At 39.3% G+C, this 14,140-nt stretch carries 13 protein-coding genes; all 13 read right to left on the minus strand.

Annotated elements, in window-relative coordinates:
* Positions 1 to 65: 65 nt before the first annotated feature.
* Positions 66 to 932, minus strand: coding sequence for a 2-oxoacid:ferredoxin oxidoreductase subunit beta (locus KUV80_RS05110; protein ID WP_222461583.1), 867 nt, complete (start codon positions 930 to 932; stop codon positions 66 to 68).
* A gap of 1 nt (position 933) precedes the next feature.
* A complete protein-coding gene (locus tag KUV80_RS05115; RefSeq protein WP_222461584.1) occupies positions 934 to 2,676 on the minus strand; it encodes a 2-oxoacid:acceptor oxidoreductase subunit alpha in 1,743 nt (580 codons plus the stop codon).
* Positions 2,677 to 3,001: 325 nt separating this feature from the next.
* A complete protein-coding gene (spoVS, locus tag KUV80_RS05120) occupies positions 3,002 to 3,262 on the minus strand; it encodes a stage V sporulation protein SpoVS (RefSeq protein ID WP_018705045.1) in 261 nt (86 codons plus the stop codon).
* A gap of 288 nt (positions 3,263 to 3,550) precedes the next feature.
* Positions 3,551 to 5,116, minus strand: a complete 1,566-nt coding sequence (gene rny, locus KUV80_RS05125; RefSeq protein WP_222461585.1) for a ribonuclease Y — start codon at positions 5,114 to 5,116, stop codon at positions 3,551 to 3,553.
* Positions 5,117 to 5,423: 307 nt separating this feature from the next.
* Positions 5,424 to 6,470 carry a recombinase RecA gene (gene recA / locus KUV80_RS05130; RefSeq protein ID WP_222461586.1) on the minus strand — a complete coding sequence of 349 codons (1,047 nt, stop codon included), beginning with the start codon at positions 6,468 to 6,470 and terminating at the stop codon, positions 5,424 to 5,426.
* 123 nt (positions 6,471 to 6,593) lie between these two features.
* The gene (locus KUV80_RS05135) at positions 6,594 to 7,835 is read right to left on the minus strand and encodes a competence/damage-inducible protein A (RefSeq protein ID WP_222461587.1); all 1,242 of its coding nucleotides are present in this window, start codon (positions 7,833 to 7,835) and stop codon (positions 6,594 to 6,596) included.
* A gap of 147 nt (positions 7,836 to 7,982) precedes the next feature.
* Entirely contained in the window at positions 7,983 to 8,561 is a 579-nt protein-coding gene (gene pgsA, locus KUV80_RS05140; protein WP_222461588.1) for a CDP-diacylglycerol--glycerol-3-phosphate 3-phosphatidyltransferase, read from the minus strand.
* A gap of 39 nt (positions 8,562 to 8,600) precedes the next feature.
* On the minus strand, positions 8,601 to 9,464 hold the full coding sequence (locus KUV80_RS05145) for a helix-turn-helix domain-containing protein (protein WP_222461589.1): 864 nt from the start codon (positions 9,462 to 9,464) through the stop codon (positions 8,601 to 8,603).
* Positions 9,465 to 9,482: 18 nt separating this feature from the next.
* Complete coding sequence (locus tag KUV80_RS05150; protein WP_222461590.1) at positions 9,483 to 10,259, minus strand: DUF3388 domain-containing protein; 777 nt, start codon at positions 10,257 to 10,259, stop codon at positions 9,483 to 9,485.
* 137 nt (positions 10,260 to 10,396) lie between these two features.
* Positions 10,397 to 10,654: a DUF3243 domain-containing protein gene (locus tag KUV80_RS05155; RefSeq protein WP_222461591.1), complete on the minus strand. Its 258-nt coding sequence runs from the start codon at positions 10,652 to 10,654 to the stop codon at positions 10,397 to 10,399.
* Between the two features lie 69 nt (positions 10,655 to 10,723).
* Positions 10,724 to 11,449, minus strand: coding sequence for an elongation factor P 5-aminopentanone reductase (gene ymfI, locus KUV80_RS05160; protein ID WP_222461592.1), 726 nt, complete (start codon positions 11,447 to 11,449; stop codon positions 10,724 to 10,726).
* Between the two features lie 57 nt (positions 11,450 to 11,506).
* Complete coding sequence (yfmH, locus tag KUV80_RS05165; RefSeq protein ID WP_222461593.1) at positions 11,507 to 12,796, minus strand: EF-P 5-aminopentanol modification-associated protein YfmH; 1,290 nt, start codon at positions 12,794 to 12,796, stop codon at positions 11,507 to 11,509.
* Positions 12,777 to 14,072 carry an EF-P 5-aminopentanol modification-associated protein YfmF gene (gene yfmF, locus KUV80_RS05170; RefSeq protein WP_222462261.1) on the minus strand — a complete coding sequence of 432 codons (1,296 nt, stop codon included), beginning with the start codon at positions 14,070 to 14,072 and terminating at the stop codon, positions 12,777 to 12,779. Before yfmF ends, yfmH begins: the two co-directional genes overlap by 20 nt.
* Between the last annotated feature and the right edge of the window lie 68 nt (positions 14,073 to 14,140).

The following is a 14,140-nucleotide window of genomic DNA, read 5'->3' on the forward strand; positions in this document are numbered from 1 at the left end:
AAATGTGCGAATTTTTTTCAAAAGAGAAAAAGCCTCCTCCTTTAAAAAAGGAGAAGGACTCATACTTACATAAATTCTGTCATTAGTTCATTGAACTTTTCTTCTGGGAGGTTCAAGTCCATTTTCGCAAGAGCTTCCTTGCTGTAGCCATGCGCTAGATCTTGGTATGATGGTTTAACTTTGTCTTGATAGATGATGCCTTTTACAAGACCTTTGTTCTCCATCAATGTCTGCATCGCCATCATTCGGTTAGACGAATCGTAATTCTCTATTGTTCCTAATGAAATCAGATGCTCTTTAAACCAGTCATACGTGTTTACTTTATTGTAGGTTACACATGGTGAGAATACATTGATTAAAGAGAATCCTTTGTGATTAATACCCTCTTCAATAATGGATGTTAATTCTTTTAAGTCGGTAGAGAAACTTTGAGCAACAAATGTCGCGCCAGCTGTTAAGGCAAGTTCCATAATTCCGATAGCAGATTCAACAGAACCTTCAGGTGTACTCTTCGTTTTAAATCCAACATCAGAACGTGGAGATGTCTGCCCTTTTGTTAAACCATAAATCTGGTTATCCATTACGATGTAAGTGATATCAATGTTTCTTCTAATCGCGTGTACCGTATGACCCATACCGATCGCAAAACCATCACCGTCACCGCCAGAAGCTATAACCGTGAGATCTCGGTTTGCCATCTTAACACCTTGTGCAATTGGAAGAGACCGTCCATGGATCCCGTGGAATCCGTACGATTTAATGTACCCGGAGATACGACCTGAACAGCCGATTCCTGATACAACAGCAAGATTATCTGGTTCTAAACCGACATTTGCAGCAGCTCTTTGAATAGCTGCTTGTACGGAGAAATCGCCACAACCCGGACACCAGTTAGGTTTTATACTGTTACGAAAATCTTTAAATGTAGCCATATTAAACCAGCTCCTTGCATTTCATGACAACTTCTGATGGCAAGAAAGGATTCCCATCATATTTCAACAGGTTTTTAATCTTTTCATGTTGACCGACATTCATTTTGATAATGTTAGCTAACTGGCCGGTTGCGTTATTCTCAACGACGATCACCGTTTTAGCATTTTCGATCAATGGTCTAATCTCGTCTGTAGGGAATGGATGAATCAATCGAATATGTGCATGATTCACGTTAAGCCCTTCTTTTTCAAGACGCGGAATCGCTTCTTCTATTACACCTCTTGTAGAGTTAAAGCCTACTAAAAGAATGTCAGCTTCCTCATGAGGTGCCTGCTTTACAACTGGTACATTGAATCGGAGTCCATTCAGCTTGCGAAGACGCTTATCCATCTGCTTTTGACGGTTCCCTGCAACCTCTGAAGGTTTACCCGTTTCATCATGTTCAACACCTGTCACATGATGGATACCATTTTTCATGCCTGGTATTACTCGTTGTGAAATACCATCTTCTGTTACTTCATATCGCTTGAAATAGCCGTCTTTATCATCTGTATCCGGTAATTCTTTACTAGGATCAAGTTTTCCGCGGCGGATCTCCACTCTGCTGAAATCAAGCGGTTCCACAGATTGTTTTCCAAGGGAAAGCTGAAGATCTGTAAGTAAAATAACAGGACATTGATATTCTTCGGCAATATTCAATGCTTCAACTGCATCGTAAAACGCTTCTTCTACAGTACTCGGTGCCATGACTACCTTCGGAATCTCTCCGTGAGTACCATAGATCATAGCCATAAGATCAGATTGTTCCTGCTTTGTTGGCAGTCCTGTTGAAGGGCCTCCACGCTGTGTATCAACCACAACTAAAGGTACTTCGGTCATACCAGAGAGACCTAGTGCTTCCATCATTAAGGAAAGACCTGGTCCTGCAGATGAAGTAATCGTTCTTACACCTGCATAGTTAGCTCCAATTGCCATCGTACATGCTGCGATCTCATCTTCTGTTTGAATAACGGTACCTCCGAATTCAGGAAGTTTCTTAATCAAATATTCCATGATCTCAGAAGCTGGAGTAATAGGATAGGCTGCCATAAAACGGACACCGCCTGCTACAAATCCTAGCGCAATTGCATCGTTGCCGATCATGAACATTCTCTTCATGCCATCTGCTTTATTTAATTGGAAGCCATCAATCTGACCTCCAGACAATCCATTGAAATGGTCCGCGCCTCGTTGGATGGCTTCCATGTTCTTTTCTACTACTTTTGCACCTTTGCGAGAGAAAATCTCTTCGACAACTTCAAGGTAGCTTTCTACCGGCAGTCCTAATACGGCACTTGTTGCACCGATAGCCACCATGTTTTTCATAAGAGACGTACCAAGTTCGCTTGCGATCTCCGTAAATGGAACCGCATACAATCTGACATTCAGATCTTCTGGAACTGTTGGGTTAAATTTAGAATCACCAATAACAACTCCACCATCGCGAAGCTCGTGAACATTCACATCAATTGTTTCCTGATCGAATGCTATTAAAATATCAAGATCATCAGAAATAGAACGGGTTTCACTCGTGCTTACACGAATTTTATTGTTGGTATGACCGCCTTTTATTCTCGAAGAAAAGTGTCGATAGCTATAGAGATAATAGCCAAGGCGATTAAGTGCCATCGCAAAAATTTCACCTGTACTATCGATTCCTTCCCCTTGCTGTCCGCCAACTTTCCAAGAAAGTTGATCAATCATGTACTCCACCCTTTCAGTAACCCAAACGTTAATTTATTGTATTATTCTCATGCTGAATTCAACGTTTTGATACGTTAAATAAATTATGTACTAAACGTCTACAATTCTAGACTTAACTTTAAAAAAATGCAAGTATTCAAAAGAAATTATTCAAACTATTTCAAAAAAAGGCAAATGATGTAACTCCTTTTATAATGTTCCCTTTATCCTTTCTAGAACGTCTTTCATATATCCTTCAGAAAAGACAACACGAACTAGTGATTCAGGGTAAAAAGCACACTAAAAAACCTGCTTACTCTTTTTTAGAGTAAACAGGTTTTGCGACTTAACGCGGTTCAACGATTAATTTAATGGCTGTTCTTTCTTCTCCATCAATCAAAATATCTGTAAATGCTGGTATACAAATGAGGTCGACTCCGCCTGGTGCTACAAATCCTCGTGCAATCGCTACTGCTTTTACGGCTTGATTCAATGCACCTGCTCCGATTGCTTGTATTTCAGCGCCTCCTCTTTCCCGGAGAACACCAGCAAGTGCACCAGCTACAGAATTGGGGTTGGATTTTGCTGAAACTTTTAATATTTCCATTGTTTTGAACCTCCTTCAGGATAGATACCTGTTCTACTATATTCATGGATAATGGCTTGTATGCCTGCCGAAACAAATTTCAAGGTGTTCTATCTAATTTAACTTGTATTTGGCAGTCTGAGCTTATGAATAAACCCCGGTTTACTCTTCCCTTAACTTCTGTGATGTAAACCTGTTCTAAAAGGAGGTTCTATCCTTTCATGGCGCGAGATAGGGGGTGACGCCCCTTTTTTTGCTAAACATGTAAAAAAAATGACCCAAAAGTAAGATTACTTTTGGATCATCTTTTTATTTTGCATACTCAACCGCTCTTGTTTCACGAATGACCGTTACTTTTATATGTCCTGGATAATCCAGTTCACTCTCGATCTTCTTCGTTATATCTCTAGCAAGCCTGTAAGATGCTACATCATCAATCATGTCAGGTTTAACCATGATGCGTATTTCACGTCCAGCTTGGATGGCAAATGACTTTTCAACACCATCAAAGGATTCTGAAATTTCTTCCAGCTTCTCAAGTCTTCGAATATACGTTTCTAATGTTTCCCGCCTAGCACCTGGTCTAGCGGCTGATAACGCATCTGCTGCTGCAACCAGTGTAGCGATGATTGATGTTGGCTCAGTGTCACCGTGATGAGAGGCGATACTATTGATGACTACAGGGTGCTCTTTATACTTCGTAGCAAGTTCAACCCCTATGTCAACGTGACTGCCTTCTACTTCATGATCAATTGCTTTTCCGATGTCATGCAGTAATCCTGCTCGTCTTGCAAGATGTACGTCCTCTCCTACTTCAGCCGCCATTAATCCAGCTAAGTAAGCTACTTCTGTTGAATGTTTTAATACGTTTTGACCGTAACTTGTACGGTACTTCAAACGGCCAAGGATTTTAATTAGATCTGGGTGAAGTCCGTGAACACCTATTTCAAAAGTAGTCTGTTCTCCAACTTCACGAATGTACTCATCCACTTCTCTGCGTGATTTTTCAACCATTTCTTCAATCCTAGCAGGGTGAATTCTTCCATCTTGTACAAGCTTGTCCAATGCCATTCGCGCAATTTCACGGCGAATCGGATCAAAACCGGACAAAATAACTGCTTCCGGAGTATCGTCGATAATTAAATCAATACCGGTTAACGTTTCAAGCGTCCTAATGTTTCGTCCCTCACGTCCAATAATTCTTCCTTTCATCTCATCGTTAGGAAGATTTACAACAGAAACCGTTGTCTCTGCTACGTGATCGGCTGCGCAGCGTTGGATAGCCAGTGAAAGAATTTCTTTCGCTTTCTTGTCCGCTTCTTCTTTTGCACGATTTTCCATTTCTTTTACCAACATCGCCAATTCATGTGTCATTTCATTCTCGGTTTCAGTCATGATGATTTGGCGTGCTTCATCCCTGGTAATACTGGAAATGCGCTCAAGCTCTCGCTGCTGTTCCTCCAGCAATTCCTCCACTTTGCTTTCAATCTCTTCAATTTGTCGCTGTTTTTTGGTGAGAGATTCCTCACGTCTTTCTAAAGATTCCTCTTTTTTGTCAAGAGTTTCACTTTTTCTGTCCAGGATCTCTTCTTTTTGAACCAATCGATGTTCTTGTTTTTGAAGCTCGTTTCGGCGTTCGCGAATCTCGCGCTCTGCTTCAGTACGTAGCTTATGGATTTCATCTTTTGCTTCTAACAGCGCTTCTTTCTTGCTGGCGTCAGCATCGCGCTTTGCATCTTCAACAATTTGCGCAGCTGCACGCTCTGCGCTTGAAATCTTCGCTTCAGCAATTGATTTCCTAACAAGATATCCGACAATTGCACCGACACCTAATGAGACAAGCAAACTGGAGATGAATACTGCTATACTTGGCATATTTCCACCTCCTCTTGCTTTCTGCTTTTCATACTGCATTTCTTGGCGTCAATTCGTCTTACATGTGCTGTGCACCATTCATGTCGTACAAATTCTATACATATCTTTTAATTTCGTAAGAAATCAAAATATATCTTCATTTTATAGGTGTGCCCATAGCTTGTCAAGAGAGTCAATCTTCTATAATAATAGGTTGACTTAAAAATAGCAAGGAGCATATTTTTACTTAATTCTTCCCATTCATTTGATGCTTTTATTGTCCAAAAAAACATAAAAGACCGGTCATTATCGACCGGTCTCATGTTAACTATTCAGTAAGCTCAAACTCTTCTGTTGGAGCTGGAATCTCCACATCAGAAGTTCCTTTTTTCTCAAGTTCATAATAGTTTCGGATCTCACCCACAATTGCTGTAGCAATCTCGGGATTCTCTTTCAAAAACTGTTTTGAGTTCTCACGGCCTTGGCCGAGACGTTCGCCTTCATACGAGTACCAAGCACCACTTTTTTGAACGATGTCAATATCTGAGCCGATATCTAGAATCTCTCCTTGATACGAGATTCCTTCACCATACATGATATCAACCTCAGCAGTTCTAAATGGAGGAGCCACTTTATTTTTAACAACTTTAATCTTTGTTTTATTCCCGACAACGTCTTGACCTTGTTTAAGCTGTTCTGCACGACGTACTTCTAAACGAACAGATGAATAGAATTTCAAAGCTCGTCCACCAGGCGTTGTTTCAGGATTCCCGAACATTACCCCAACTTTTTCACGAATTTGGTTGATGAATACCGCGATCGTTTTAGATTTGTTGATTGCACCAGAAAGTTTACGTAAAGCTTGAGACATCAATCGGGCTTGAAGACCGACGTGAGAGTCTCCCATTTCGCCTTCGATCTCAGCTTTTGGTACAAGAGCTGCAACTGAATCGATGATTAAAATGTCAACCGCACCACTTCGAACTAGTGCCTCTGCAATCTCTAACGCTTGTTCTCCAGTGTCAGGCTGAGACAATAAAAGCTCATCGATGTTAACACCCAATTTTTGAGCGTACTCAGGATCAAGCGCATGCTCGGCATCAATAAACGCTGCTTGTCCACCATTACGCTGTACTTCTGCGATGGCATGCAATGCAACAGTTGTTTTACCTGATGATTCTGGTCCGTACACTTCGATAATTCTTCCGCGTGGGTATCCGCCAATTCCTAATGCAATATCTAAGGCAATGGAACCACTGGAAACCGTTGAGATCCGCTGTTCTGTCTGTTCGCCCAGTTTCATAATGGAACCTTTACCGAATTGCTTTTCAATTTGGCGCAAAGCCATATCTAAAGCCGCTTTTCTATCGCTCATCGTATTCACTCCTCTAATTTGTTTCATTTATTTATACTTCTTTATTCCTGTGTTGACTACATTTCTATCATATCTCTTTTTTTATGTTTTGCCAATCATTTTACGAACATTTATTCGTTTTTTTTATTGTCTTTCTTTGACCAATTGATTTAATAAGTAAAAACCATGTTTGACAGCCTTTTCTCGAATACTCTTTCTTGTTCCAGCGAGTTTCAATGGAAAAGTATGTGTTTCATTAGCACTTGCAATGCCGATAAAAACGGTTCCTACAGGTTGATTCTCCTGTCTTTCCGGCCCAGCTACTCCAGTAAAACTAATGCCGTAATCTGAGTCTGATATACTTCTTACGTGGCTAGCCATCCACTGGGCACACTCTTTGCTCACAGCACCGTATTCCTTTATTAAGGATGGTGGGACTCCGAGTATGGATTGTTTAATTTCGTTAGAATACGAAACTACTCCCCCTTTAAAGATAGCTGACGATCCTGGCATATCCGTTACCACTTTACTGAACAATCCGCCAGTTAAGCTTTCTGCAGCTGCAAGTGTAGCTTTGTTCTGTAATAGGAGGCTCATCGCTTGATTCTCTAACGTATCCAGATCATAACCATAAAAGAAAGATGACGTTCTCTTCATGATTTCAGACTCTGTTTGATCCAGCAATGATTTTGCTTCATTAGGATCATGGTGGGAAGCTGTTAAACGTATCGTAACTTCGTGATCTGATGCGAGCGGGGCAATCGTAGGATTGCTTTGTTGATCGATCAGGTCCTGCAGCTTCGTCTCCAGCACAGATTCTCCGATACCAAAAAATTTCAACACGCGTGAATATAATCGTGTTTGCACGTCTGTTTTCGCGAAGAGAAACGGGATTACATATTTTTCAAACATCGGTTTCATTTCACTTGGAGGACCTGGAAGTAAAACGCAAGTACTTTTTTCATGTGTAAAAGCCATTCCTGGAGCCATTCCATTTTCGTTTGGAAATACTTCAGAGCCTTTTATCACTAATGCTTGCTTCCTATTGTTCGGAGTCATCTCTCTGTTTGTTTGCACAAAGTATTCCATTATGTACGTTAAGGATTGTTCATCATGTACGAGATCTTTTTGAAATACTTTAGCGATGGTTTCTTTTGTAAGATCATCTTTCGTCGGTCCGAGTCCGCCAGTAAATATGAGAAGATCGGAACGTGATTTTGCAGTTTCAATGACCGATCTAAGCCGCTTTTCATTGTCTCCGGCAACTGTATGATAAAACACATTTATCCCAATATCAGCAAGGTTCTTCGAAATAAATTGAGCATTGGAATTCACGATCTGTCCTAAAAGAAGTTCACTTCCTACAGCTATGATTTCTGCGTTCATCTCTTCCACTACCTCTCATTGTATCTTCTTTTCATTTTTGTTCAATTTCTAAAATGCTAAATAACAACTTATACATGTTTCGTACTTATGCCATTTTATTAAGGAAGGAACAAAAAAACAGGAGTAATTTGCTCCTGTTTTTTGTGATTACTTTGATTTTAATAAAATATGTTTGCTGTTTACAAAATACTCCCATCCGGAATATAGCGTAATTAGAGTTGCAAGCCATAAACTGATCGCAGCAAATGGGAACCCGATCCATTCAAATGGAAGGTTATGAAGCAATAGAGCGGAAATACTGATGATTTGTATCCACATTTTGAGTTTCCCCATCTGCCCTGCAGCAATCACTTCGCCTTCTGCTGCAGCTACCGCTCGAATTCCTGTAACAGCAAATTCCCTGCTCAAAATAACGATAACCATCCATGCAGGTGCTGCCCCAAGTTCAACTAATCCGATTAAAGCTGCAGATACAAGCAGTTTATCTGCAAGAGGATCTAAAAACTTGCCTAAGTTTGTAACCATGTTATATTTTCTAGCATAATAACCGTCTACCCAATCCGTACTTGAAGCAAAAATAAAGATTAATGCTGCTACAAAATGAGTTATAGGCAATTGTTCTCCGGCTATTGTCCATGTACCCCAGTTAAATCCTCCTAGAAGGATAATCATAAATATAGGGATTAAAATGATTCGAGATAGTGTAATCTTATTAGGTAAATTCACTCAAATTCCTCCAAAAATGCGGTCCAAATCTTCTTTACATCATTGTACCATTTTAATAACGATTTTCTGGTGAACAAAATCAGAAGGCGGCACAGGATAATCAAAAGGCTCGCCGTTTACTTTGATGGATGTAACATGAGAAGCCCCAATATTCAATGTGACTTCTTTCGATTGTGAAAGATCAAACGTTTGTGTTTCGCCCTCTTTAATTTGGTTATTAAAATAACTCTTCCCAGTTTCATCTTGGATTCCTACATAGCTTGGACCAGTAGCACTCAAATCAACAACAAGTTTTTCAGCATCAGATAACTCATAAGTCGTTACTTTGCCGTTAGTTTGAAGTTTCGTTAACGTCTGCTTCGGTTTCTCTTCTTGTTTTGCTGGTTCTTCTTCTTTTTCATCTTCATCAATTGCATCGTTTGGCTCTTCTTTTTTCTTTGGCTTGTCATCATCAGTATCTACTTCGACTGATGGTGCTTCACTTCCACTCTTCGCCTGATCATTTCCATCAGGAAGGAGTTTCATAACAAGAAATAAGATTGCGATGATTAATATCCCGATAAGAAAAATAGGTATGATGCGTTTTAGTAATGAATTCTCTGTCGTAACACCCGTTTTATTATCTCTTTTAGACCGCGGTTCAAACTCTGAAGCCGTCTCTTTCGCAGCTTGAGGAATCTCATGGGCATATTCATCAAATATCGTCTCATATTGAAGCCCTACCGCTTCACAATAATTCTTTATAAAGGCTCTCGCATAAAACGTTCCGGGAAGAACATCATAATTCCCCTCTTCAATTGCAGCTAAGTAGCGTTTCTGTATTTTTGTAGCTGTTTGAAGTTCTTCTAGTGACATATCTTTTTCTTCACGCTTTTGTTTCAATAATTTTCCGAGTTCTGTCAACCTTCCCACCCACTTACGTCATTCTAAATTTCCAAAACCAGTTGGATCTTCTTTAAGAGCTTCATATGTAATTTCTTCATCCCGATGACTCTTCAGCTCTATGATATAGTCAAAATCCTCTAACGTATATTCCGTCTGTTGAACAAATAAGTCAGGATGTTCTACTACTTTGGCAGCTGGTAACCGCATAATTTCACGAATTAACTGCCAGTGTTTGTCATTCATATTTCGCGCAGAAACCGCACCATCGATGATAAAAACATGATCAGCGTCATATTCATCATCGGCAAGCATATTCCTAACGGTTTGCCGAAGCAGTGTGGATGAAATAAACACCCACCTTTTATTTGCACAAACACTAGACGCTACTATACTTTCCGTTTTTCCAACACGAGGCATCCCACGAACGCCAATTAATTTATGTCCCTCAACTTTATATAATTCAGCTAAAAAGTCAACCAATATACCAAGCTCATCGCGAATAAACCGAAACGTCTTCTTGTCATCTGCATCACGTTCAATGTATCTTCCATGTCTTACTGCAAGACGGTCACGAAGCTTTGGTTTACGAAATTTGGTTACCGTAATATTATCCATAGAATCAAGTATTGATTTTAATCGGTTCACTTTTTCATCATTATCTATGATCAGCAACATACCACGCCGTTCGTTATCAACACCATTAATCGTTATAATGTTAATACCCAGCATACCTAACAAGGATGATATATCTCCTAGGAGCCCCGGGCGGTTTTTATGTATTTCATACTCTAAATACCATTCCTGCTCTCCCATTGCTCATCTCCTTATTCTTCAAAATGAAACAAATTTCTACATTCATTCATCATGTTACTAATAATAAATGATTTCAATTTATTATGAAAGAAAAATAAAAGGATGTTAAGAAAAAATTCTTAACATCCTCTCTGCTTTTAGCGGCTTCCGTCGTTTTGCACTAGCTTAACCATCATATTAGCAATGGCGTGTCTTTCGTTTTCATCCGCCACTTTCCAAAGATCGGCAAGTACTTTTTCTTCCTCGTTTTTTGGTTCAACGTGGTTTGCTAAATATCCACCGATTTCTGTTGCTAAATTCGAGATCGTCTCGTGGTTCATGCCTTGGTGTTCTGCATGATTTAAGCGGTCCGCCAAGAAATGTTTCCATTGGCCGAAGTTGTCTAATACAGACATGCTGTCTCCTCCTTCAAGGTTGATACAGCATTAATATCCCTTAGATCGTACGTTTTTATACATCTTTTTTTACGTAAACCATGAACCGTTTACAGAGAGAATATGACCTGAAATATAGTCAGCTTTTTCACTTAGTAAAAACTCGACAGCGTATGCGACTTCTTCAGGATTTCCAAAACGGCCCGCAGGAATATCTTCTGTAAGATTTGCTTTTTCTGTTTCCGAGAAGTGATCAAGCATACCTGTATCAATAACACCTGGAGCCACGCTGTTCACTTGAATGTGACTAGGCGCAACCTCTTTGGCCAATGCCTTCATAAACGCATCCAGGCCGCCTTTTGCAGCTGAATAAACCGTTTCGCAGGATGCACCAACCTGACCCCAAACGGAAGAGATCATGACGATTTTACCCGCTTTTTTTTGAACCATTCCCGGTATGATCGATTTTGAAATGGTGATTGCACTTAAAAGATTCAACTGAATCGTTTCGTTTATTGATTCATCTGTAAAATCAGTCAAAAGTCCATAATGTCCCGATCCGCAATTGTAGATGAATGCATCAACTACAGATGGTATTTTCTTTAATAATTCAAGAGGTCCATCAGGCTTAGATAAGTCTGCGGAAACAAGCAAACATGTTACGTTATAGCTAAATTCAAGCTCGTTTTTAAGTTTTAGCGCGTATTCTTCATTTTTGTTATAGTGCAGAAATAAACTAAAGCCCTTTCTTGCTAGCATATGGCTGATTTGGGCACCGATGCTGCCTGTTGCACCGGTTACAAGTGCGGTTTTCAATACAACCCCTCTTTACTAGAAAAAACACCCTAATGAATTAGGATGTTTTTGATTTAATTATGACTTCTTTTTACGAACTTGGCAAACAGTCATTGCTTCTTTTTTAAAATGGTTCTGAAGGACTTCTTCCACATCAGTCATTTTAAGTGATTCGAAAACCGGAATCACATCAAACAGATCCATTTCATTAAAAGCATATCTTGTGAATTGATTTGCTATAAATTCAGGTGAGTTTAAAGACCTTAAGAAAGCACCAATTTTCTTTTTGCGAGCTCGTTCAAATGAATCTTGTGATACAGATTCATTCTTGAAAGATTCGACCATCTCAGAAATGCGCTCGACTAACTCATCCGGTGATTGCGTATCACCACCGAGCATGCTGAATCCAAATCCGTTTTCTTCTGTGTAATCGAACGAAAACGTCTGATCGATCAGCCCCTCTTCATAGAGTGTTTCATAATTTGGTGAACTTTTTCCAAACATCATTTCGAGAAGCAGATTTACAGAAAGCTCATGGCGCATTAATTCTTTTCCTTTACGATTAGCTGAAGCCTCTTTGAAGCCGATATAACACTTTGGTGTCTGAACGGTCATTTCAATTACTTTTTTAGGCTTCGCTACCGAAGGAGGTTCCTCTTCAAAAAATCTTTCAATCGGAGCTTTTTCTTTAAACGTTTTCTTTGATTGATTTTCCTTAACAAAATCAAGAATTTCTTTAGAATTAACTGGTCCGACGATAAACAGAATCATATTGCTCGGGTGATAGAACGTTTCATAACATTCATATAGCGTATCCTTCGTGATTTCAGCGATTGATTTTTCGGTTCCTGCTATATCAATTTTAACTGGATGATGATGAAACATGTTTTCGATCAGGCCGAAGTAAACTCTCCAGTCTGGGTTATCATCATACATTCTAATCTCTTGACCGATGATTCCTTTTTCTTTTTCAACTGTTTTTTCAGTAAAATAAGGTTCTTGAACAAAATCGATCAATGTCGTTAAATTCGTTTTCACATCGCCAGTCGTTGAAAACAAATAAGCTGTTCTGTTGAACGTTGTGAATGCATTAGCAGATGCCCCTTGTTTGCTAAAATCCTGAAACACATCGCCATGTTCTTTTTCAAACAGCTTATGTTCTAAAAAGTGCGCGATTCCATCAGGTACTTTGACGTTCTCTTCTTTTCCAAGAGGCTTAAAATGGTTATCGATCGATCCATAATGTGTTGTAAAAGTAGCGTATGTTTTATTGAATCCTTTCTTTTCGAGTACATAAACTTTCAACCCGTTATCGAATTCTTCAAAGTGTAATGTTTCATCTAGTTGCTCAAACGTTTTCATTCCCATTTGTGCCTGCTCCTTTCAAGAAGAAAATGGTATCCAATGTGACTTTTTGTGCAACCTTTACGACGTCTTCTTTTGTTACACGTTTGATTCCTTCCATCCATTCCTCGATCGTCCTGTTCGTCCCTGCGACTACATTGTGATAGAGCACTTCAGATAATCCGATCGGATGGTCGATCGTTTCAAGAACTTGATTGTTGATCATCGCTTTTGTCTGATTAAATTCATCATCGGTTATGTTGCCATTCTTGATTTCTTCATGCTGTTCTTTTATGATTTTAACCGCTTTTTCATAGTTCCCTGTCTCGATGCCACTTATTACAAAGACAGCTCCTTTATGACTTTCGAAACGGGAAGCTGCGTAATAAGCAAGACTTTCTTTTTCTCTCACATTAATAAAAAGCTTTGAATGAGAAAATCCTCCAAACACACCATTAAAGACTTGAAGAGCAAAATATTCATCATCACGATATGTTGTATACGTCCGGTAACCCATGTGAAGCTTTCCTTGTTGGACATCTTGTTCTTCAAAAATCTCTTTCACGTCAGAAATTTTCTTTTCATCGATTGAATGTAAAGGAGAATCTTCTGTAGCCCGATTTTCTGGTAATCGGAAATGCTTTTTAACTTTTTCAATCATCTCATCTGTTGAGATATCCCCGATTACATACAGGTCCAATCTATTGGTTGCAATTACTTTTTTGTAATAATCGAACAATTCTTGAGAAGTAATCACATCTACTTCACCTTCATTTCCGTATACGTTTAAACGGTATGGTTCAGATTCATACATTTCTTCGAGTAATCGTTTATTGGCATAACGCATCTTGTCATCGTAGATAGATTCGATCTGCTGTTTTAGACTTCGCTTTTCTTTTTTTACGATTCCTTCTTTAAACGCACCATTCTCCAGGGCAGGTGCAAGCAAAACTTGTGACAGCAAATGAAAGGCTTGATCTAGAACGGGTTCTGAGTTGGCTAGAAATTTTTCATTCGCGACTTCCATGCGAATGCTGATTACTTGATTTTCTCCTTTTTTCGATAAATCAGCGTTTAATGTTGCACCGTAAAGATCATCTAAAGCACTTCTAAGCTCTTTACTAGACGGAAAGTCTTTCGTTCCACTTTGAAGAACATATGAAAGCAACGCTCGTTTGGTTACGTTTTTCTCATCAATCGCTTCTTTTATTTGAAGAATAAAAGAAGTTGTCTTATACTTTTTTGTTTCGATCGTATGTACGGTCATGCCGTGGAGATCAGTTTTTCTATGATTAACGATTCCCATTAAATAAGTACCCCTTTCATTATAGCCTACATCCTAGTTTACCCATTTTCGATACTCCACAT

The organism is Fictibacillus nanhaiensis, assembly GCF_019801215.1.
GTDB lineage: Bacteria > Bacillota > Bacilli > Bacillales > Fictibacillaceae > Fictibacillus > Fictibacillus nanhaiensis_C.

Coding starts and splice junctions, on each gene's coding strand:
- KUV80_RS05110 (WP_222461583.1), bottom strand. CDS start 932: ATGGCTACATTTAAAGATTTTCGTAACAGTATAAAACCTAACTGGTGT.
- KUV80_RS05115 (WP_222461584.1), bottom strand. CDS start 2,676: ATGATTGATCAACTTTCTTGGAAAGTTGGCGGACAGCAAGGGGAAGGA.
- spoVS (WP_018705045.1), bottom strand. CDS start 3,262: ATGGAAATATTAAAAGTTTCAGCAAAATCCAACCCCAATTCTGTAGCT.
- rny (WP_222461585.1), bottom strand. CDS start 5,116: ATGCCAAGTATAGCAGTATTCATCTCCAGTTTGCTTGTCTCATTAGGT.
- recA (WP_222461586.1), bottom strand. CDS start 6,470: ATGAGCGATAGAAAAGCGGCTTTAGATATGGCTTTGCGCCAAATTGAA.
- KUV80_RS05135 (WP_222461587.1), bottom strand. CDS start 7,835: ATGAACGCAGAAATCATAGCTGTAGGAAGTGAACTTCTTTTAGGACAG.
- KUV80_RS05150 (WP_222461590.1), bottom strand. CDS start 10,259: ATGGGAGAGCAGGAATGGTATTTAGAGTATGAAATACATAAAAACCGC.
- KUV80_RS05155 (WP_222461591.1), bottom strand. CDS start 10,654: ATGTCTGTATTAGACAACTTCGGCCAATGGAAACATTTCTTGGCGGAC.
- yfmH (WP_222461593.1), bottom strand. CDS start 12,796: ATGGGAATGAAAACGTTTGAGCAACTAGATGAAACATTACACTTTGAA.